This window comes from Devosia sp. (genome assembly GCF_028290625.1).
In the GTDB taxonomy this organism is placed as follows: Bacteria; Pseudomonadota; Alphaproteobacteria; order Rhizobiales; family Devosiaceae; genus Devosia.
In genome coordinates this window covers 1-19,565 of record NZ_JAQGJM010000006.1, presented here as the reverse complement: position 1 = coordinate 19,565, position 19,565 = coordinate 1, and the positions used below count along the sequence as shown (strand labels likewise).

General features: G+C 61.5%; 17 protein-coding genes. 15 read left to right on the top strand and 2 right to left on the bottom strand.

Translation table 11 applies throughout. The features are described 5' to 3' along the window. Window positions 1-19 precede the first annotated feature (19 nt). The 12 genes from JWR51_RS02025 to JWR51_RS01970 all read left to right on the top strand — a co-directional run bounded on the left by JWR51_RS02025 (window position 20) and on the right by JWR51_RS01970 (window position 13,295). Window positions 20-1,699 carry an alpha/beta hydrolase domain-containing protein gene (locus JWR51_RS02025; protein ID WP_299742968.1) on the top strand — a complete coding sequence of 560 codons (1,680 nt, stop codon included), beginning with the start codon at window positions 20-22 and terminating at the stop codon, window positions 1,697-1,699. A 182-nt stretch (window positions 1,700-1,881) separates the two neighbouring features. Continuing rightward, window positions 1,882-3,546 (top strand): extracellular solute-binding protein, encoded by a 1,665-nt coding sequence (locus JWR51_RS02020; protein ID WP_299742965.1) that lies wholly within the window; start codon window positions 1,882-1,884, stop codon window positions 3,544-3,546. A 178-nt stretch (window positions 3,547-3,724) separates the two neighbouring features. Beyond that, window positions 3,725-4,552: a sugar phosphate isomerase/epimerase gene (locus tag JWR51_RS02015; RefSeq protein WP_299742962.1), complete on the top strand. Its 828-nt coding sequence runs from the start codon at window positions 3,725-3,727 to the stop codon at window positions 4,550-4,552. A gap of 42 nt (window positions 4,553-4,594) precedes the next feature. Then, window positions 4,595-5,899: an extracellular solute-binding protein gene (locus JWR51_RS02010; RefSeq protein ID WP_299742959.1), complete on the top strand. Its 1,305-nt coding sequence runs from the start codon at window positions 4,595-4,597 to the stop codon at window positions 5,897-5,899. A gap of 67 nt (window positions 5,900-5,966) precedes the next feature. Further along, on the top strand, window positions 5,967-6,827 hold the full coding sequence (locus JWR51_RS02005) for a sugar ABC transporter permease (RefSeq protein WP_299742956.1): 861 nt from the start codon (window positions 5,967-5,969) through the stop codon (window positions 6,825-6,827). Further along, the gene (locus JWR51_RS02000) at window positions 6,824-7,642 is read left to right on the top strand and encodes a carbohydrate ABC transporter permease (RefSeq protein WP_299742953.1); all 819 of its coding nucleotides are present in this window, start codon (window positions 6,824-6,826) and stop codon (window positions 7,640-7,642) included. The genes JWR51_RS02005 and JWR51_RS02000 overlap by 4 nt, the downstream gene beginning before the upstream one ends. Window positions 7,643-7,664: 22 nt before the next feature. Next, window positions 7,665-8,690 carry an alcohol dehydrogenase catalytic domain-containing protein gene (locus JWR51_RS01995; protein WP_299743003.1) on the top strand — a complete coding sequence of 342 codons (1,026 nt, stop codon included), beginning with the start codon at window positions 7,665-7,667 and terminating at the stop codon, window positions 8,688-8,690. Window positions 8,691-8,710: 20 nt separating this feature from the next. Beyond that, complete coding sequence (locus JWR51_RS01990) at window positions 8,711-9,709, top strand: ATP-binding cassette domain-containing protein (protein WP_299742950.1); 999 nt, start codon at window positions 8,711-8,713, stop codon at window positions 9,707-9,709. A gap of 123 nt (window positions 9,710-9,832) precedes the next feature. Next, a complete protein-coding gene (locus tag JWR51_RS01985) occupies window positions 9,833-10,399 on the top strand; it encodes a TetR/AcrR family transcriptional regulator (protein ID WP_299742947.1) in 567 nt (188 codons plus the stop codon). 59 nt (window positions 10,400-10,458) lie between these two features. Then, window positions 10,459-11,319 carry an SDR family NAD(P)-dependent oxidoreductase gene (locus tag JWR51_RS01980; RefSeq protein ID WP_299742943.1) on the top strand — a complete coding sequence of 287 codons (861 nt, stop codon included), beginning with the start codon at window positions 10,459-10,461 and terminating at the stop codon, window positions 11,317-11,319. Between the two features lie 38 nt (window positions 11,320-11,357). Beyond that, window positions 11,358-12,773: an aldehyde dehydrogenase family protein gene (locus JWR51_RS01975; RefSeq protein WP_299742942.1), complete on the top strand. Its 1,416-nt coding sequence runs from the start codon at window positions 11,358-11,360 to the stop codon at window positions 12,771-12,773. A 168-nt stretch (window positions 12,774-12,941) separates the two neighbouring features. After that, window positions 12,942-13,295, top strand: coding sequence for a hypothetical protein (locus JWR51_RS01970; protein ID WP_299742940.1), 354 nt, complete (start codon window positions 12,942-12,944; stop codon window positions 13,293-13,295). A gap of 91 nt (window positions 13,296-13,386) precedes the next feature. Here the strand turns inward: JWR51_RS01970 and JWR51_RS01965 are convergent, their stop codons facing one another. Then, entirely contained in the window at window positions 13,387-14,361 is a 975-nt protein-coding gene (locus JWR51_RS01965) for a zinc-dependent alcohol dehydrogenase family protein (protein WP_299742938.1), read from the bottom strand. 64 nt (window positions 14,362-14,425) lie between these two features. Continuing rightward, window positions 14,426-15,223: an SDR family oxidoreductase gene (locus tag JWR51_RS01960; RefSeq protein ID WP_299742935.1), complete on the bottom strand. Its 798-nt coding sequence runs from the start codon at window positions 15,221-15,223 to the stop codon at window positions 14,426-14,428. A gap of 105 nt (window positions 15,224-15,328) precedes the next feature. Between JWR51_RS01960 and JWR51_RS01955 the strand changes: the two genes are divergently transcribed. The 3 genes from JWR51_RS01955 (at window position 15,329) to JWR51_RS01945 (ending at window position 19,159) form a co-directional block, all read left to right on the top strand. Beyond that, on the top strand, window positions 15,329-16,267 hold the full coding sequence (locus tag JWR51_RS01955; RefSeq protein WP_299743000.1) for a GlxA family transcriptional regulator: 939 nt from the start codon (window positions 15,329-15,331) through the stop codon (window positions 16,265-16,267). Window positions 16,268-16,582: 315 nt separating this feature from the next. Continuing rightward, on the top strand, window positions 16,583-16,939 hold the full coding sequence (locus JWR51_RS01950; RefSeq protein ID WP_299742932.1) for a hypothetical protein: 357 nt from the start codon (window positions 16,583-16,585) through the stop codon (window positions 16,937-16,939). Between the two features lie 1,059 nt (window positions 16,940-17,998). Beyond that, window positions 17,999-19,159 carry a hypothetical protein gene (locus JWR51_RS01945; protein ID WP_299742930.1) on the top strand — a complete coding sequence of 387 codons (1,161 nt, stop codon included), beginning with the start codon at window positions 17,999-18,001 and terminating at the stop codon, window positions 19,157-19,159. Window positions 19,160-19,565: the final 406 nt, after the last annotated feature.

The following is a 19,565-nucleotide window of genomic DNA, read 5'->3' as shown; positions in this document are numbered from 1 at the left end:
TCCGGATTCCCTGGCAGGCATGCCGGCATCCGATCGCCTCAGCCGTGAATGCGCGACCGAGAAGAGCGCGCATCACACCCGTAAAACCGAGGAGATACCTATGCGTGACGACAAGTTGAGAATGCAAGAGGGCTGGCCCCGCCGCGCCCTGATTTCAGCGAGCAGCATCGCGTTGCTGCTGGCAGTGGTGCCGGCCATGGCCCAGACCGCCCTTCCCAGCGTCGAGGGACCGATCCCGGTCGCCGACACGTCGACGATCTTCACGACGGGCGGAACGGACCTCGAAGCGCACGGCTACGAGATCGAGGAATATTTGGTATCGGGTACGGCCAATGTCTACGACTGGGGCGACGATGGCGCCGCGGCGGAGCCCCATGTGGCCAGTGCCGACGCGCCGTATACAACCCGCATGATCGTGCGACGGCCCGCAGACGCCGCCCATTTCAGCGGCACAGTCTGGGTTGAACTCAACAACCCTTCGCGCGGCTGGGACGTGGAAGTGCAATGGCCAGCCATCCAGGACAAGGTCATGCGCGATGGGGACATCTGGGTTTCGATGACTGCCAAGCCGAACGTCGTCGCGTCGCTGAAGCGGATTGATCCCACGCGATACGGCAAGCTGGCGATGAGCAACCCGCTGCTAGCCTCCGATCAGAAGTGCGGCATGCTGCCGGGTGAAGACGGTTATGACGAGAATCTCTCCCGGCTGTACGAGAACGGTCTCGTCTGGGACATGATCAGCCAGGTTGGTGCGCTGGTCCGCGATACGTCTAAGGGTGCGCCGCTCGCGGGCTATGATGTCCAGCACGTCTTCGGCACGGGTGAATCGCAGACCGGTTTCTTTCTCAACACCTATGCCAACAATTTTGCCAACGCAGCGGTGCTCGCTGATGGGTCGCCCGTCTATGAGGGCTTCCTGTCCGCCTCCGGCGCCGGGCGAGCTGTCCCTATCAGCCAGTGCGTCGCCGCCATGCCAGCCGACGATCCCCGCGGACAATTGCCGGCGGAGCACGTCCCGTTCATCCGTGCCGACGCACAGGGGGACATCTTCCTACTAGGCTCCTATGACTGGCGTCGCGAGGACAGCGACGACCCAAAGGCCGGCTACCGCTTGTACGAGATCGCCGGCGCGCCGCATGGTCCCGCCTTCATAACCAACTATCAACCCGACCCGGAAGCGATCAAGCGGGCGGGTGACCTGCCCACGCAGGTCGCCTACGAGTATGGCGGCGCCGAAACCACGGCCAACCATTTGCCGCGCCAATATATTGAGCCGGCAATGTACGGCAACCTGGAAAAATGGGTGATCGACGGCGTCTTGCCGCCAAAGGCCGCGCCCATCGGCACCGTTGAAGGCGAGAGCAAATCCCTGTCTGGCGACGTCTATCCCGTAGCGTTTGATCGGGACGAGCATGGCAATGTCGTGGGCGGTGTCCGCAGCCCATATCTCGACGTGCCCACGGCCGTCTACCATGAGAGCGCGACGCCGGTTGAAGGGCTGCCTTATGCCTGGTCATTCGGATATCAGGTCGATTTTGGTACCGCCAAGCTTCACGAACTCTACGGCGTTGTCGGCGCGCAGCAGAATTATGTGGCCAAGGTCCGAGCCTCGGTCGATCAACTCCTTGCGGACGGCTGGCTGCTTCCCGAAGACGCCCAGCGTATCGTAGCTGAAGCCGAACTCCGGCCAGTGCCCTGATACAATGGCCGCGGCGGAACCCCCGGCGCGGCCCATCAACGACTGTCGGGGCACGGCCCAAACGGGTGTAACGCGTGGCGAAGATCTCCAGACGCCGCAAGTCTGAAGCGGCCGCGGGCCTGCCGGAAGGACCCTACGAGGCGGAGGGTGCGCCGCCGGTTCGGTCGGCCTCGAATGCTGCCATGCTCCAGACGATCGAATTCGTAGATGCCCTGCGAGGAACGGGCAGCGAAAACCTGGGGATCGACTTGCGCGACCTTGGCATCGTGCTTCACCTCATGCGCAATCACGTAAGCGGCCGGCTTACCACGATGTCGTCTCTGGCAGCAGCGTCCGGGCTCAGCTATGGCACCGCCTTCCGGGCCATCGAAGGGCTGGTGGCCGAGAGCCTGATCGTGCGGCGATCCCGGACCGCAACGGGGCGTTCGTTTTCGCTCCATCCATCGTCCGATCTTTTGCGCCGGTGGCAGCTGTTTGCCGGCCACACGCGACGCTTGATCGAGCAACTGACCAGCGACGGCTCGCACGCGACACGCAAGCCTGCAGCTGACATGGCCGCGGTGATTGCGCCGCCCACTGTTCTGCAGGACAAGCTCTTGCTGACACGTGGCCTGCGCCTTTTGGTCCATGCCGACCCGACCTTCATGGCGATGAACGCGCTCAAGCAACAATTCGAGATGATCCTGGGTGTTCCGATCCAGTCCAAGGCCCTGTCTATTGACCGGCTACGTGCAGAGATTGTCCAGAACGGACAGCGGCCGGTATCCGCCTATGACATTGTGGCGTGCGACTTGCCGTGGTTTGGCGACATGGTGCGGACGGATCGACTCCGGCCGCTCGATGATCTGATTGCGCGCTCCAAAATGGACTTGGCCGATTTCCTGCCCGACGCGGTGGCGAGCGCCCGTCGCCGGGGCCGGCAGTACGGTATTCCGCTGCTGAGTACGGCGGAGCTTCTGGCCTATCGCACCGACCTGTTGGAGGACGCCGGACTGGCGCCGCCACGAACGACTGCCGAGACGCTTACAGTGGCTCGCGCTCTGCACGAGCCGGGGCGTGGCCGTTTCGGCATTGCTTGGAATGGCGGGCGAGGCACGGCATTGGGTCACACCTTCATGGTCACCATGGCCGCGCACGGCCAACCGATCGTAAATCTTGGCCGAACCGGGGACGGCTTCCTGACCGAGGACACGGCCCAGGAGCATTTACGCCCGATGTTCGATAGCGAAGCAGCGCAGGCCGCAGCCGACTATTTGGCCGATTTGCTGGCGGTTTCCCCGCCTGGCATCCTCTCCATGACCTGGTACGATCGCGCCCGCGTCTATGCGAGTGGCCACACAGCGCTCGCTTATGCCCACACGTTGCTCGCCAACCTATTCGAGTGTGATCCGGCCTCCCCCGCATATCGCAAGACCGGCTATCTACCGCAGCCCATGGGACTATCGGGCCGGTCGATTTCGCCTCTTGGCGGGTATGCTCTGGCGGTTCCAAGCAATATTACACCTGAACGCGTTGCACCAGCCTGGGCAGCGCTGGGGGCGCTGACCTCCGCCAGTGCAGCCAAGCTTTTCATGGCCAATGGCAGTCTCGCCAGTCCGCGCTTCAGCGTCAATCGCGATCCCGAAGTGCAGGCGCTCTCGCCGGTTATCGGGGTGGTCGATGCGATCGCGCGAAAGGGCGTGCTGCGCGCCTGGCCGCGCCCGCCGGTTCCCGGCATTTCTGCGCTCATCGCCATTGCGGGCGAGGAAATCCACGACATGCTGAGCGGGTTCAAGACCCCGGCGGTGGCGCTAGCTACCGCGCAAAGTCGAGCCGAAGCCGTCATGGGAGGGCTTTATCGTGACTGACGCCGCGGAGCCCGGCGAACTTATCCAGTTTGGACATCTTTGCGGGTGTTGCCCCCCGATGCCGTACACTAAGCCATAAACACCAACGCAATGCTTGTCGGCGCGCAGAACCGCCGAACGGGCTCGGAATCACAGGATTCCGAGATCGGGATCGCTTTGCCTGACGGAGGAGAAGCTTTTGAAACTGGCATTCAATACCTGGGTCTATTCGAGCTTTCCGGTATGGGTGCCGGCCTATCCCCTCGAAGAGGTCATCAAGCGCATCGCGCGCATCGGATATGACGGCATCGAGATCGGCGCGGCCAGTCCGCACGCTTATCCCGAATACCTGACCCCCGAGCGCCGCCGCGAAATACGGCAGGTGCTGGACGATAATGGGCTGGCGCTCGCTAGCATGCTGCCGGCCCCCGGCGGCGGTCCCGGATTTAACGTCGCTGCGGCCAATCCGCTGGAGCGGGCGGGCGCCATCGACCAGTACAAGCGGGTGGCCGAGCTTTGCGCCGAATGGGGCGGCAAGACACTGCTGTATGTTGCCGGCTGGCAGGTCTACGGCACCAGCCGCGACCAGGCCTGGGCCTGGAGCCGCGAGGCGTTGATAGAAATCGCCGACTTCGCGCGTCCGCTAGGCATTACGGTCGCCGTCGAGCCAACGTCATCGGATAGCAATCTGGTGGACAGCTGCGACGACCTGATCACCATGCTGGCTGAGGTGGCCCGTCCAAACGTCAAGGCGATGTTCGACACCTTCCATACGCTCTACCGCAACGAAGTGCCCACCGACTATGTCCACCGGCTGGGCCGCGACCTGACTCACATCCATCTTGCCGACGTCAACCGCGAGCCGCCCGGCAGCGGCGTGGTCGACTACCGGAGCCTGCTCGATGCCCTGAAAACCGAGGGCTTTGACGGCTATCTGACCATGGAGATCGGCTTCAACCGCCGCAATGTAGAGCCCGACGACATGGCGCGACGGGCCCACGACTATATCCGCTCGCTGCTGGCCTAAGGCGGCGCGCCGTCCCATTCCAGTTCATAGAAGGAGGAAACTATGACACTTTCGACCCAACGGCACATGCCGTTGCTGCTTGCTGCCGGCATCGCCGCCAGCGTCTGCATCCAGCCTGCCGCCGCCCAGACCGTGGTCACGCAGTGGGACCAGTTCGCTATGGCCGGCATCACCGCGGCCGGCCCCGCAATGGATGAGCTGATCACGACTTGCGCGCCAGATCTCAACGGCGCCACGGTGCTGCGCACGATCGCACCCTCGATCGGCATCCGCGACAGCTACCGCCTCGCCGTCTCCGCCAACAAGACCCCGGACCTGGCCTATACTTGGCCGGCCGCCTCGGTGCTGGCCGGCTACGCTCGGGTTGGCGCACTGGCCCCGCTCGATGATTATTACGAGCAATATGGCTGGGAAGGCATCAACGGCTTCTATCGCGGCCGCAACGGCTTCCAGGGCGCCCTCTATGGCGTGCCGATGGAGCAGGACCTGATGGGGGTTTATTACAATCCCGCTCTGTTCAAGGAAAATGGCATCGCCGTCCCCACTACCTATGCCGAGTTCCAGGCGGCGGTGGAAGCCTTCAAGGCCAAGGGCATTACGCCGATTGCCTTCGGCAACCGCGACCGCTGGCCGGCGACCAATACGCTGAGCCTGCTGCTTGGCCTCACCGCGGGCAAGGATGTCGAGGAAACAGTGCTGTTCGGCGATACGCCTTGGGCCAACGACCAATTCAAGCTGGCCGCCGAAACGTTCCAGTCCTGGGCCGAAAACGGATATTTCCCGAAGGGCTTCAACGGCATCGGCTATGACGAAGCCAATGCGCTGTTTCTCTCCGGACGCGCAGCCATGACCATTACGGGGACCTGGGTCCTGCAGGACATGGCGCGAGGGGCTTCGTTCGATCTCGGCGTCTTCATGCTGCCGCCGATCGCCGATGGCGTGGCGCCGGGCACCATGTGGGGCGAGGGCTCGCAGTGGCAGGTTTCCGCCAACGCCAGCCAGGATGTGAAGGACGCCGCCGCCGCCTATATTAACTGCCTAATCTCGCCGGCGAGCCGCGAAGTCTGGGTCGAGAAGGGTTATCTCGTTCCCATTGGCACGACCCCTCAGGAGCTGGAGCAATGGGACGCGCTGCCCATCGTCAAGTCCTTCTACACTCAAGGTCTGGCGACGCCCGATACCAACTTTTACGACCTGCACACAACTGTGCCCGAAAGCGTGACCCAGGTCCTTTATGCCGAGCTGCAGCGGATGGTTGGCGGTGACGCTACCGCCGATGAGTTCCTCAGCGCCATGGACGTCGCCTGGCAAAAAGCCATCGACAATGGCGAACGCTGGGTGCCTTGACCCGCTTTGCTCTCCCGGGCGGGCTCCGATGGAGCTCGCCCTTTCACGCCCCAGACGCGAGTGAGCCATGCTGACCACCCGTTCCGCCTATCTGTTTCTGCTACCCTCACTGGCGCTCTACCTGCTGTTCGTCGGCCTACCGATCCTGCAAGTCTTCGGCTTCAGCTTTTTCGCATGGGACAACGGCATCGCCGGGGAGTTCATTGGCCTCGCCAATTACAGCCGACTGCTGAGCGACGCCGTGTTCTGGACCGCGCTTTGGCACAATGGCATCTGGGTGGTGCTGACGCTGGCCTTTCCGCTGCTGGCAGGGCTGGTGATTGCAGCGATCCTGGCCGACCGCAATGCCAATGTCGTGCGCTGGCTCGGAGCCGTCTACTTCATCCCGCGCACCATTCCCCTGGTGGTCGCCGGAATCATCTGGGGCTGGATCTACAACCCGATTTTCGGCCTGCTCAATTTCGGGCTCGAGGCCGTCGGCCTGGGCGGCCTGGGAGGCGCTTGGCTGGCGCAGGAGAGCACGGCGCTGCTGTCGCTCAATGTGGTAGGCGCCTGGACCTTCTTCGGCTTCTGCGTGATCATCTACCTCGCCGCGATCCAGTCCATCGATCCCGCGCTTTATGAAGCCGCCTCGATTGACGGCGCAAGCTGGTGGCGGAAGTTCCGCGATCTCACCGTTCCGCTGCTGCGCGGCTCTACGTTGTTTCTCGGGCTTTATGCCGCCATCGAAGCCATGCGGTTTTTCGATCTGGTGTGGGTCACTACCCAGGGTGGCCCGGGCTACGCGACCGAAGTGCTGACCACGCACATCTACAAAACCTTCTTCCTGGTCGGCGACTTCGGCTACGCCGCCACCCTGTCGGTCGTCTTGCTCATCATCGTTCTGGCCATCAGCGCCGGCGCTTTCACCCTGCTAAGGAAGCCATGACCAAGAGTCCCCGCCTGTTCCAGAACCTGATACTGCTGGCCTTCGCGCTCTACGCCTTAGTGCCGGTCTATCTAGTATTCCTGGCCGCCATCCGCAGCGAGGCCGATCTATTTTCCGGCCCGCTGACGCTGAGCTGGCCGATCAATCTTGGCAATTTCGCGCGTATCTGGAACGAGGCGGGCTTTGCCACCTACTTCATGAACAGCGTCATCACCGCTGTGAGCGTGACTATCCTGGTGCTGCTGACGGCGCCGCTGGCGGGCTTCGCGTTCGCCAAGCTGCGCTTCCCCGGCAAGGAAATCCTGTTTGCGCTTTTCCTCGCCGGGCTCGTCGTGCCAGCACCCTCGGTGATCGTGGCGCTCTACGGCAACTTGCAGGCGCTTGGGCTTATCGACAACAGGATCGGGGTGATCCTGCCGCAGGCGGCACTGCTGATGCCGTTCTCGGTCTTCATGATGCGCACAGTGATACAAGACGTGCCGGACGAACTGATCGAGGCGGCGGTCATGGACGGAGCGGGGCTCCTTAAGCTCTTCCTCACCATCGTCGTGCCGGTCGTCAAGCCCGGCCTAATGTCGCTGGGTCTCATCACCTTCCTTTTTGCTTGGCAGGAATATCTCCTGCCCCTGGTGGTGTTCCAGACTGAAAGCCTCAAGCCCCTGACGGTGGGCGCGGCCAGCCTGCAGGGCCGTTACGGCGTTGACTATGGCGGCATCGCGGCTGCGGGACTGATCGCCTTTGCGCCGCTGGTCGTGCTGTTCCTCGCTATGCAGCGATCCTTCGTGCGCGGCCTTACTGCCGGCGCCGTCAAATAACAGGAGAATTCTCGTGCCACAGATGCAAGCTGTCTTTCTGCCCGGCAACAAGCAGGTGGAAATCCGTTCGATCCCCATACCTGACGTGGGGCCGGACGAAGTGCTGGTCGAAATGCACGCTTCGTGCATCTGCCGCAGCGACCTCAGCCTCTATTACGGCAATGCCGTAGTGGGGGGAGGGGACGCGACGGGGGGCTTCGTCTGTGGCCATGAGCCGGCGGGCACGGTTGTGGCCACCGGCGGGGCGGTGACGGAGTTCGCCGTGGGGGATCGCGTCGCGGTCTATCTGGCGGTCGGTTGTGGCGTCTGTGCGCATTGCCGGCGCGGCGACATGCACCTTTGCGCCAAGTGGAGATGTCTCGGGTTCACGATGGATGGCGGCAACGCCGAATTCCTGAAGGTGCCGGCCCGCAATCTGCTGAAGGTGCCCGGGCACATGTCGGCGGTGGCCGCCGCCATATCCACCGACGCTTTCGGCACGCTGTTTTCGGCCTGCCGCAAGGTTGGCGTCAACGGTCTTTCGCGCATCGGTATCTGGGGTCTGGGACCGATGGGGTCCAGCGGCGTATTGGCGGCCAAGGCGCTGGGCGGCCAGGTGGTGGCGCTCGACCCCATTGCCGAGAGAAGAGAGTTTGCCAAGAAGCTGGGCGCCGATCTCGTTGTCGACCCTACCGACCCTCAGGCGGCTCAAGTTGTTCGGGAATTTTCGGGCGGCGAGGGGCTGACGGGCGCCATCGATTGCTCAGGCAATACCGCCGCGCACAATATGGCTCTCGATGCGCTGGCTCCCCTCGGCCGCATGGCCTTTGTGGGCGAAAACGCCCAGACCACTATCCGCCCCAGCGATCAACTGATCCGCAAGCAACTGACGGTGTTCGGTTCCTGGTACTTCGGCATCAACGAATATCAGGACATCCTCGCCACCATCGCGACCCACAAGATCGATCTGGAGCGGCTGGCCACCCACACCTTCCGCCTCGACGAAGCCGAAACCGCCTTCCGCCTCTTTGACCAACGCGAAACCGAAAAGGCCGTGTTCGTTCGTTAAACCGACCCGGAGTTGCTTTCATGGCCAGACTGACGATCAGTAATCTCGACAAGCGCTTCGGTGCCTTCGACATCCTCAAGGACGTGAACCTGGAAATCCCATCTGGGGAATTCGTAGTCTTCGTCGGCCCCTCAGGCTGCGGCAAGTCGACTTTGCTGCGCTGCATTTCGGGGCTCGAAGCGGTCAGCGGTGGGACGCTGAGCATCGATGGTCTCGATGTGACCAAAGTGCCGCCGTCTCAACGCGGCATCGCCATGGTGTTCCAGTCCTATGCGCTCTACCCGCACATGAGCGTGTTCGACAACATGGCCTATGCCCTCAAAATCCAGAATCTCAGCAAGGCCGAGATCGATACCAAAGTAAGCGATGCGGCCCGCAAGTTGCAACTCGACCAACTGCTCGACCGACTTCCGCGCCAGCTATCGGGCGGCCAGCGGCAGCGCGTGGCGATTGGCCGGGCCATCGTACGGGATCCTAAGGTCTTCCTTTTTGATGAGCCACTCAGCAATCTGGACGCCGCCCTCCGAGTGCAGACCCGGCTGGAAATTGCCGCGCTAAAGCAATCCCTCCCCGGTACGACCATGATCTATGTGACGCATGACCAGGTCGAAGCAATGACTTTGGCCGATCGGATTGTCGTGCTCAATGCAGGTCGTGTCGAGCAAGTAGGTACTCCACTAGAACTCTATGAACGCCCCGTGTCCCTGATCGTCGCCGGGTTCATAGGCTCCCCTAAGATGAACCTGCTCGCGGATGGATTTGCGGCGAGATTCGGCGCGTCGACGATAGGAGTGCGACCAGAGCATTTGAGTGTCAAACAGACCGGAGAAGGCTGGGAAGGCAAGGTGATGCGCATCGAACACTTGGGTTCGGACTCCTATGTGTATGTCGATATTGGTGCTGGCGAACCGGTGGTTGTGCGCGCCCCCGGCGTCGCGGTCTTCTCCCAAGAAGACAATGTGGTGGTGGCGCTCAACGAAGGCGTCCTGCGTTTCGATGCTGAGGGCATGACTATTTAGCCGGCGCGAGATCCGCTCTGGTATCGGTGGGTCCGAGACGGGTTAGGAAAATGTACTAAGCTTGTGCTTGACAATGAGTGAGTAACCAGCCATCTATTCGTTATTCAAACGGTGGAATTGAGCATGGCGCGGCCAAGAAACGAAGATAAGCGAAACGGAATTTTGGCGGCGGCGACTGCGTTGATCGCAGAGCAAGGGCTTGGCGCCGCCACGTCCGAGATCGCCAAGAAGGCCGGAGTTCCTCACGGCTCGGTCTTCACCTACTTCGAGACCAAAGCCGAGCTGCTCAATGTGCTCTATCTCGAATTGACGACGGAACTGACTGATACCGTCACGGCCGTCATGTCCATCGAGGATGATACGCGGGCACAGTTTCATCGTCTCTGGACGGGCTGGACGCAATGGGGCGTCATCAACCCATCCAAACGTCGGGTGCAGGCGCAACTGAACGTCTCGGACCAGGTGAGCGAGCAGAGCCGCAAGTCGGCCTATGATTATGCCGAACCTGTCTTCGAGCTGATCCGGCGAGCGAGTGCTCGCGGGGCGCTGCGTAACGCCCCAATCGATTTTGTCGGTGCCCTGGTCGAGGCCCTCGTGGTCGCGACGACGGACTCCATCATCCGCGATCCCGAGCGCGCGGATGAGTATTCTGAAGCCGGGTTCGAAGCCGCGTGGCAGGCCCTGAGCTGAGCCACTTCATTTGTCAAAATAAATGACTGTCTGGACAGTCATAAATGAGGAGAACCAAAATGTCGAAAGTCTGGCTTATCACTGGCAGTGGAAGCGGCCTCGGTCGCAGCATTGCCGAAGCAGCGCTGAAATCTGGCGACAAAGTCGTCGCGACGGCACGCAACACCGGCCAACTGGCCGATCTGGTCACCGAGTATGGCGATCGGGTCCGCGCCGTTCCGCTCGATGTCACCATCGAGGCAGAGGGCAGGGCCGCCGTTGCGGCAGCAGTCGAGGCGTTTGGCCGCCTCGATGTGCTCGTCAACAATGCCGGTTACGGTGACAACCGTCCCTTCGAACAGGTCCCATCCGACGAGTTTCGCCATTTGGTGGAGACGTGCCTGTTCGGCGTGGTGAACCTGACCCGTGCGGCGATCCCCGTGATGCGCCGGCAGCGCAGCGGCCACATCATTCAGATTTCATCGCTTGGCGGTCGCACGGCCTTTCCCGGCAATGCAGCCTATTTTGCCTCCAAATGGGGCGTCGGCGGTTTCACCGAAGGCGTCGCTCTCGAGGTTGCGCCGTTCGGCGTCAAGATGACGGCGCTGGAGCCCGGCGCGATGCGCACGAGCTGGGGCACGCGGGCCCATGCGGGCCAGGAACCGCTATTGCCGGAATACGAGCCGTCGGTCGGCGCCAGCATGAAGCAGATGGAAGCCTATTGGGGCAATGAGACCGGCGACCCCGCCAAAGTTGCTCAGGTCGTGCTGAAGGTTGCGGAAGCGGAGGCACTGCCCCCGCACATTCTACTCGGTAGCGACGCATTCCAGTTTGCCCGTCAGGCCGAGCAGGCCCGGTCGGCCGCTGCGGATCGCTGGCAGGCCGTCAGCGCATCCATCGACATGACCGCAGGCCCCATCCCGGCGCTGCCGACAGCCTGACCCACCCTCTTTAAACCTTCAAAACAGGAGTTTCTTTCATGCAAATCATCACCAGACACTTCATCAACGGTGAATTCGTTCAATCTCACGGCAGCATTGTCGCCGAGGTGCGTAATCCCTTCAATAATGTCATCATCGGCCGCGTCACCCTGGGCGACACGGTGGACGCCGAACGAGCCGTCGCCGCTGCCAAGGCGGCCTTCCCGGCGTGGTCGCAGACGACGCTCGAGGAGCGCAAGGCATGGCTGCAGAAGCTTGCCGACGCCCTTACCGATCGGCTGCACGACCTGACCGCTGCCTGTATAGCGGAATTCGGCGGCCTCACTGGCTTTTCCGCCTATGCGATGAGCCAGGCCCGCGATTTCTTCGTCCTCGCCCAGGAAACGCTCAAGCCGGAGAACTTTGAGCAGGTGGTGAACCAGGCCACGGTGACGCGGGTCCCGCTCGGCGTCGCCGCCCTGTTGACCCCTTGGAATGGCAATCCCTGGTTCATCTGCGGCAAGGCCGCGTCGGCCCTGGCCGCCGGCTGCACCGTGGTGATCAAGCCGAGTGAACTGAGCGCACTGGAAGCACAGGTGCTGATGGAAGCATTCCACGCGGCGGGCCTGCCGGCAGGCGTGATCAATCTGGTGAACGGGCGTGGCGAACAGGTCGGCAATACCTATACGCGCAGCCCCGATGTGCAGAAAATCTCGTTCACCGGCTCGACCCGGGTTGGCAAGATGATCAACCGGGATGCCACCGAAACCATGAAACGCGTTACCCTCGAACTCGGTGGCAAATCGCCGACCGTGATCATGGCGGACGCCGATGTCGATGGCGCCGTCCGGTTCGCGTTGACTGTCGGGCTCAACAATACGGGCTCCGCCTGCATTGCCGGTACGCGAATCCTGGTTCCCGAGCACCGTGCCGAGGAGTTCAAGGCTGCGTTCAAGACCCGGATGCAGATGCTGAGGGCAGGGGATCCAGCCGATCCCGCAACGACGATCCAGCCGATGATCACCGCCAACCATTGGCAGCGCGTGCAGGACTACATTCAGACGGGCATCGACGAGGGCGCGGAGCTGATAACCGGCGGGCTGGGCAAGCCGGCAGGGCTGGAGGCCGGCAATTTCGTAAAGCCGACCCTGTTCGCCAATGTCCGCAACGACATGGCGATTGCCCAGGAGGAAATCTTCGGGCCGGTGCTCGCCATGATCACCTACCGCGATGAGGCGGAGGCCGTCGCCATTGCCAACGACATCGAGTACGGCCTGCACGCCTATATCTATGGCGCCGATCTGGAACGGGCCCGTTCGATCGCCAATCGCCTGCAGGCGGGTCGGGTCATGATCAATGAAATGGTCGATGATCCGCGTGCACCGTTCGGCGGCTTCAAGATGTCGGGTTTCGGCCGCGAGTTCGGCGTCGCGGGCATGCAGGCCTTCACCGAACCGCGCGCGGTCTTCGGTTGATAGCAGGCTCATTCAACACAAATAGCCGCTCGGCTGAACAAGTCGACCGGCATCGAAATGGCCGAAAACGCTGGGTATTTGACCTTTGACGATTGCTCTCGGCCTATATTATCCGGCTTCCGAGCAGAAGCCGTGATTGGCGCGGCATGCCCGTCAAGGAGTTGGAAGATGGCTGGATCGACACCGCTGGAAACTATTACCACGCTGATCGAAGCGCGCAGAAGCCATGATGAACCGACTGCCTTCGATTGCTACGCAAAGAATGCACTCGTAATGCTGCAGCCCGACGAGCAGGGGGTGGGAGAGGCAGCGATCAAGGCCTTTATCGTAGCGGTCGGCAACTTGGACCCGTCTTTCGAGAAGCATGACATCCTGGAACATGACGACATCGCTCTGCATACCTCCCGATACGTTCTGAATCTCGGCGATAAGGGAACGATTTCCGGGCGCACCGCCGATGTTTTGCGACGCGATGCCGACGGCACCTGGAGGATCATCATCGACAACGCCTTCGCGGAATAGATGAGCTGCGACGGCGCTGTCGATGAGGCGCGACTGGTTAGAACATACGTCGCGGCCATGGGATTGGCGGCGACGTATTGCATGGGTCGAGTTACCCGGCAGCCTTGATGTCGAGCAGCACCTTGCCGCCCTTTTGCACATGCGCGATGGCCTGTTTTATCGCGGACAGCGGATAGATGGCCGCCACCGGGACGTTGAGCTTGCCTGCCGCGATTAGCCGGGCCCCTTCCTTGATGAGAGCCAGGAAACTGGCGACATGGGCCGGATCGCCGAGGAACAGTCCCTTCACCTTGAGCTGCTTGAACACCACGTCGGCCGGGTTCAGCGATAGCGCCGAATTGCTCATGGCTCCGTAACTGACCAACGTGCCGCCATTGGCGAGGAGGGATGCCAGGGTCGCGGCGGCAGCACCGCTGACGCCATCAAGGCCGAACTTGATTTCGGCGCTCCCGATGGCCGCCTTGATGCGTTCGGCCACATCCGGGCCGTCGACCACCACCACATCGCCACCAGCCGCCTCCAGATCGGCAATCAGTTCCGCACGGCGGACGATGTTGATGGTCTTGAGGCCACGGTCGCCGGAGAAGGCGATGAGCGAGCGCCCGACGCCGGAATTGGCGGCGTTCTGCACGATCCAGTCACCGGCGCGCAGGCCCTCGAATTGGGCGAGGATCAACTGAGCGGTGACCGGATTGATCGCCAGCATGGCCAGTTGCTGTGGGTCGGCCTGCGGCGGAAGCACCACCAGACCCGCCGATGGCATCAGCATGCGTTCGCGCCAGGTGAAGCTTGAAAGCGGTGCGACCACGCGGTCGCCCGCCTTGACCGTTGTGACGCCGACGCCGAGGGCGAGGACGGTGCCGACCCCCTCATTGCCGATGACCGATGGAAGCGCGGGCTTGACCGTATAATAGCCCATGGCGAGCAGGAGATCTGCCGGGTTGACCGGCGCATACTCCATGCCGACAAGGACTTCACCCGGGCCGGGCGCGGCGGGCTCGGGAATATCGACGACGTCGACGTTTTCGATCGGGTCGCCATAGCTGTTTAGCTGAATTGCACGCATGTTCTCATTCCGAATTTGGCCAGCTCGTCACTCGGGCGCCTGGCTGGGATGACTGTCTCGAGGATCAGGCGATGCCGTAGCGCGATGCCGGGCTGCTCTTCGAAAGGTGCGGCCCGAGCTCGCGACGGGCGGCCTCGAAGGCATGCCAATGGGCATCGTTCTGCAGGGCCGGAATGGTGACAAGTTCGCCTTGGTCAAAGCCGGCGAGGGCGGCATCGACCATGTTCTCGGCGGTCATCAAGGCTTCCGCGGGGATATGTTCGAGCGGTGTGCCGGCAATGCCCCAGAATTCGGTGGCGGTGGCGCCGGGCAGCACGGCCTGGACCCTAATGCCCTTGTCGCCCAGTTCGTGGTGAAGCGACTGGCTCAAGGCCAGGACGAACGCTTTGCTGCCACCATAGACGCCATTGAGGAATTCGGGCGCGATCGCCACGATGGATGCGACATTGATAAACGTGCCGGCCCCTCGCGCGACGAAGCCGGGAGCTGCCGCGTAAGTCAGCCGCGTAAGTGCGGTGACGTTGAGGGCGATCAAATATTCCATTTTGTCGACGTTCGCGTCCAGCAGCGGGATGCTGGAGCCGATGCCGGCATTGTTGACGAGCAGCGTGATGCTGGCATCGTCGCGCAGTCTGGTCTCGACGCGCGCGAGGTCTGCCTTGTCGGTGAGATCGGCGGTGATGGTCTCGACCGAACGGCCGGTTTCTTTGGAAAGCCCCGCGGCAAGTGTCTTGAGGCGATCGACATTGCGGGCAACCAGCACGAGGTCGTAGCCGCGTCGGGCCAGCCGGTCCGCGTAAACGGCGCCAATGCCGGTGGAAGCGCCAGTGATAAGGGCCGTGCCCTTGGTCTTGTTTGTCATGAGCTTTGTTCCTTGTCCGGCCAGGGCCGGCATGGGCGCGGTTGTATTCCCGCTGGCCTCCGTCTCAAATGTCGAATAAAGTGCTATTTAGGACACGAGGCAGAAATGCAGAACATCGCTTTTGTTGTGGCGCCGGATTTCCAGGTCATGAGCTTTGCCGCTCTTTCGGTTTTCGAAGTCGCCAATACCCAGAGTGCGGAGCCCCATTACAATGTACGGGTTCTCTCGGAGACCGGCGGATCGGTGCGCAGCTCAATAGGTATGCCGATCGAAACCGAACCCTTCGACGATCGGGTCTATGACACGGTGATCTTTGGCGGGGCTGCGGGACCGGTCCGGACCACGCCGGCGCTGCTGGATTTTGCGCGTGATGCGATGAAGACCTCGCGGCGCGTGGCTTCGATCTGCACGGGAGCCTTTGTATTGGCGGATGCGGGCATTCTCGACGGTCGCCGGGCGACGACGCACTGGGGCATGGCACGCGACCTGCAAACGCGGTTTCCAAAGGTCAAACTGGACGACGACCGGATCTTCGTAGTCGATGGCCAAGTCTGGACGTCAGCCGGGGCCAGCGCCGGAATCGACTTGGCGCTGGGCATGGTCGAGAACGACCTTGGTGCTGACGTGGCGCGGATGGTGGCCAAAAATCTGGTCGTCTATCATCGCCGGGCGGGCGGACAGTCGCAATATTCGGCGCTATTGGAATTGGACCCCAAGTCGGACCGGATCCAGAGTGCTCTCAGTTACGCCAAGCAGAACCTCAAGAACGGGCTCTCAGTTGAACAACTGGCTGAAGTGGCTCATTTGAGCCCACGTCAGTTCAGCCGGACGTTTCGCGCGGAAACAGGTCAGTCGCCAGCCAAAGCCGTGGAGAATCTGCGGGTTGAGGCGGCACGGCTGATGATGGAAGGCGGACGGCACTCTATCGATGTCGTCGCCAACGAAACGGGTTTTGCCGACCGGGGCCGCATGCGACGCGCGTTTCTGCGCGCCTTCGGGCAGCCACCGCAGGCAATCAGGCGAACCGGACGGGCCGACGTTTAGCCGAGTGGTCCGTCGCCAGCGGATCGATCATGGCTGCGTCGGGCACGTATCAGACTTCTTAATGCAGGTTAGATTCGCATAACATGCGCAATGGAACGCGGACTGGGATGGCAACTACCGACCCATTCCGGTCGTTTGGGCAGACGTTGCCATTGCGTATAAGCGGACACTGATTAGCCACCGCCTCAACTATCGCGTAGGGCGCGGGCCGCTGTATCCTACAGCATTGATCTCGCAGCTCGGCACCTCTAGTGCTCGATAGACACCGTCCCCTCCTGCGGCTAACCCTTGTCGACTGTGTTAAGGAGTTTCTTTATGTGGACGTCCGCCAAGGGATTGCTGTCGCGCTGGAAGCCACTAGCGAACATGCTCGCCGAGGTGGTTTTCGAGGCCCCGGCGATGGAGGGACAGAGCAAAGGGTCCGTACTACAATGGAGGGTGAAACGACGTGCCGACGACGGACAGTTGTTGATCTCGCTGAAGGTGCTTGCTGACTATGGCACGGGTTCTGATGGTAGATTCCGCAACTACATAGACTTCAAGCCAGGCCAGGTGAAACAAGTCTCCGACGGCCTTGCTCTGTGCGTCGCCGAATGCGAACGGCTTAAGCGCGCGTCTATTCGACCGACCTATGACCTGGCTGTTGATGGTGATCCTCATGAGACCGATTGAATACCCCGAGACGATCCACCGTGAGGCCACGTTCACGCAGGAACTGTTGTGTGTGGCAGCAGCAAATTGTACTCGGCGTATCGACGGGCGGGACTATGGGTGCGTCAGAAGCGACGGATCACAGACGTTGCTTGGAGAGCACCATGGTCCCTAAAATGATAGCGGCTCTATCAATCGTCGCAGCTGGGTACATGCTCAGTGGTTGTGCTACGCCGCCCCAACATGCCAGCGACGGTTCTTTGATAACCTTCCGCGAACTTGGGGTGGACGTGCAGGTTCCCGGAAAACCAACGACACGGTGTACCTACGATGAGAAGCGCGAACTTTATGTTTGCACCGATGGCACGGAGTCCGAGTTGCATATTTTCGTTGATCCTGCACGGATTGCGTTCGGCGGTCGTGTATTCACCAGCAAGAACCGCTAGAAGTGACGGATTACAGATTTTGCTCGGGGAGCCTGCCCGGTGAGGTGTTTCATGGACCCCTTGAGTTCCCTGTCTAGGGCCTCAGCACGGGACTGAGCAGCGACTTTCCGTGCCGCCAATAACGCGGCCTCAATGCGCTGTTGTCGGTGCTTCATCTTACGTCCTCTTTTTTCTGGAACGCGGCAGGCATAAAAAACCCGCTCACATTCGGCGGGTTGATCATTCGTGTCTGAACCGGCTTTAGCTCATGACATAACCAACCACCGCAAGGCAGTGGTGGTGGAGGTCGAGGCTGTAAGCATCATGTTCATGGCCGCACGCTATCGCTTAAGCCCGAATGGTCAGTCATCCAAGCAACTTCGGTGTCCGCTTTTCTAGACGACCGCCCAATAGTTGCCAGTCTCCTTCCCACCCCATCTGCGGCGGTTGGGTACCGCCCGCAGGTGACGAGCCGTCGGCAGGTGGCTGTGGCCGTCGAGGTGTTGCCGGTCGCAACGATGGCCTTTTTAGCGACACCGCGTGAGGTCCCGTAGGTCGGGCGGCGCACACGATGCATTAATCGTCGTGGCCGTTACTTCTGAGCATCCCGAAGTTTGCTGATAGATGCGATGCATTCAGTTTCTCGAGGGACGTCGTGCGGCATTTTCTGAGATTTGCTATTGGGCTTACGGCAATTGTGGCTGGTCCCGCACTAGGCCAGGCGCTCACCAGCGAGCAGCAGAAGAAGCTGGAACAATACAACAAGATCATGGAGGAGCTGAAGCCCGAGCACCTGTTCGACTATAATGTCGAGTCGCGCATTGAGCTCATGGTCGATGGCGTTCGCGCCGAGGCGCGGCAGGTGCATGCCTGCGAGGTAATCCACGACAAGGGAAGCTTGACCCAGCGGCGCGGTCAGATCATCGGTCAAACCAAGGACTCCGATAATCTGCATGTGGTGCTTCCGGATGGGCGCGCCCTGGTAGTGTTCCGTTTCAACCCCTGCGCATGGACCGATGCGGCGCCAGAGCCGGGCGCGGCGGTGGAGCTGGTTCCAGTCGACCACAAGTTCGGCGAGAAGACGGCGATTGCAGGGACAATCGCAACGGCCTCAGGGCTAGTCGCTCTGCTCGACAACGCTGTCAGCCCGGAGCGGCTAGGCTACTATGGGTTGACGGCAATGGCATCGCTCCCAGGCGTCTCGGAGCTCAAAATGTCGTTGGTCGCAAGCACCGACGTGCCGGTAAATGACCTGGCCGAGGACATTCCGGCGATGGCAATCGCCGAGGAACTCGCGGCGGTGAGCCGCAATCCCCGCTATGATTTCGCTGCCGCGCGGACTCTCACCGGTCGGATCGACTACGGGGTCATGTTCCAGGCTGCGCTCCTTGACAAACCTGCGGATTCTCAAAGTGACCAGCGGCTTCAGCCATTCGCCACTCAGGAAGGCTGGGTCCTGTTGGTTGGCTCAATGTCCGGACCCAGAGCTCCGGCGGCCGAAGTGACGATCGATGATAGGCTGCAGGTAGATGTCGACCTGTCGACCAACGCCAAGGCGAGTCAGGTGGGCGTGATGCAATCGCAGATTGCCAAGCTTCTGCCGCTCGAGCCATTCAAGAACAATCCCAAGCTCGACGCGTGGGCAATCCCGGTGTGCATAGAGAACGATTGTATAGAACTGCAGTTGCGGCCTGCGACGATGTCAGGGGTAACGACGTCCTTCTATACCCTCTATCATCCGCAGACCAGTCGCCTGGTGGAGCTTCAAGTCAGTGTCGACGACCTAACACAGGTGCTTTTTTCACCGCAACCTTAACACCGCCCACGATGGTCAACGTCTCCTGCTATAGATATGTGGACCTGACCATCGCAAATGGAACCGTAGCCTTCTGAGACTGAATGGGCGCGAGATTGCTAACCCGTTTTACAGACAGAATGTCCGCTATCCCCATGCTGCCGCTGGAAGCTGCCAGTCTGAAAACCACTCCAATTCGGTCAGCGCCCGGGGCCCTCAAGGAATGGCAGCTTCTCTATCGCGGTTTGTGTCAATGGCCGCAGGGCGTCATCTGCCGCCGAGAGACGGCATTGCTAAGCTTTGGAATACCGTCGGCGAGCGGCGCGTGTAGGGTCAGGCTTTGCTGCTTGGCATGAGGTCGTGCCACACGGGGCTCGCGCTTCTCTTCGGGGTCGGCGCTGTGGCCGCCCCATGATGGGGTAAGAGA

Coding starts and splice junctions, on each gene's coding strand:
- JWR51_RS01955 (WP_299743000.1), top strand. CDS start 15,329: ATGCAGAACATCGCTTTTGTTGTGGCGCCGGATTTCCAGGTCATGAGC.
- JWR51_RS01960 (WP_299742935.1), bottom strand. CDS start 15,223: ATGACAAACAAGACCAAGGGCACGGCCCTTATCACTGGCGCTTCCACC.
- JWR51_RS02020 (WP_299742965.1), top strand. CDS start 1,882: ATGCTCCAGACGATCGAATTCGTAGATGCCCTGCGAGGAACGGGCAGC.
- JWR51_RS01980 (WP_299742943.1), top strand. CDS start 10,459: ATGTCGAAAGTCTGGCTTATCACTGGCAGTGGAAGCGGCCTCGGTCGC.
- JWR51_RS01970 (WP_299742940.1), top strand. CDS start 12,942: ATGGCTGGATCGACACCGCTGGAAACTATTACCACGCTGATCGAAGCG.
- JWR51_RS01950 (WP_299742932.1), top strand. CDS start 16,583: ATGTGGACGTCCGCCAAGGGATTGCTGTCGCGCTGGAAGCCACTAGCG.
- JWR51_RS02000 (WP_299742953.1), top strand. CDS start 6,824: ATGACCAAGAGTCCCCGCCTGTTCCAGAACCTGATACTGCTGGCCTTC.
- JWR51_RS01985 (WP_299742947.1), top strand. CDS start 9,833: ATGGCGCGGCCAAGAAACGAAGATAAGCGAAACGGAATTTTGGCGGCG.
- JWR51_RS02005 (WP_299742956.1), top strand. CDS start 5,967: ATGCTGACCACCCGTTCCGCCTATCTGTTTCTGCTACCCTCACTGGCG.
- JWR51_RS02010 (WP_299742959.1), top strand. CDS start 4,595: ATGACACTTTCGACCCAACGGCACATGCCGTTGCTGCTTGCTGCCGGC.
- JWR51_RS01990 (WP_299742950.1), top strand. CDS start 8,711: ATGGCCAGACTGACGATCAGTAATCTCGACAAGCGCTTCGGTGCCTTC.
- JWR51_RS01995 (WP_299743003.1), top strand. CDS start 7,665: ATGCAAGCTGTCTTTCTGCCCGGCAACAAGCAGGTGGAAATCCGTTCG.
- JWR51_RS02025 (WP_299742968.1), top strand. CDS start 20: ATGCCGGCATCCGATCGCCTCAGCCGTGAATGCGCGACCGAGAAGAGC.
- JWR51_RS01965 (WP_299742938.1), bottom strand. CDS start 14,361: ATGCGTGCAATTCAGCTAAACAGCTATGGCGACCCGATCGAAAACGTC.
- JWR51_RS01975 (WP_299742942.1), top strand. CDS start 11,358: ATGCAAATCATCACCAGACACTTCATCAACGGTGAATTCGTTCAATCT.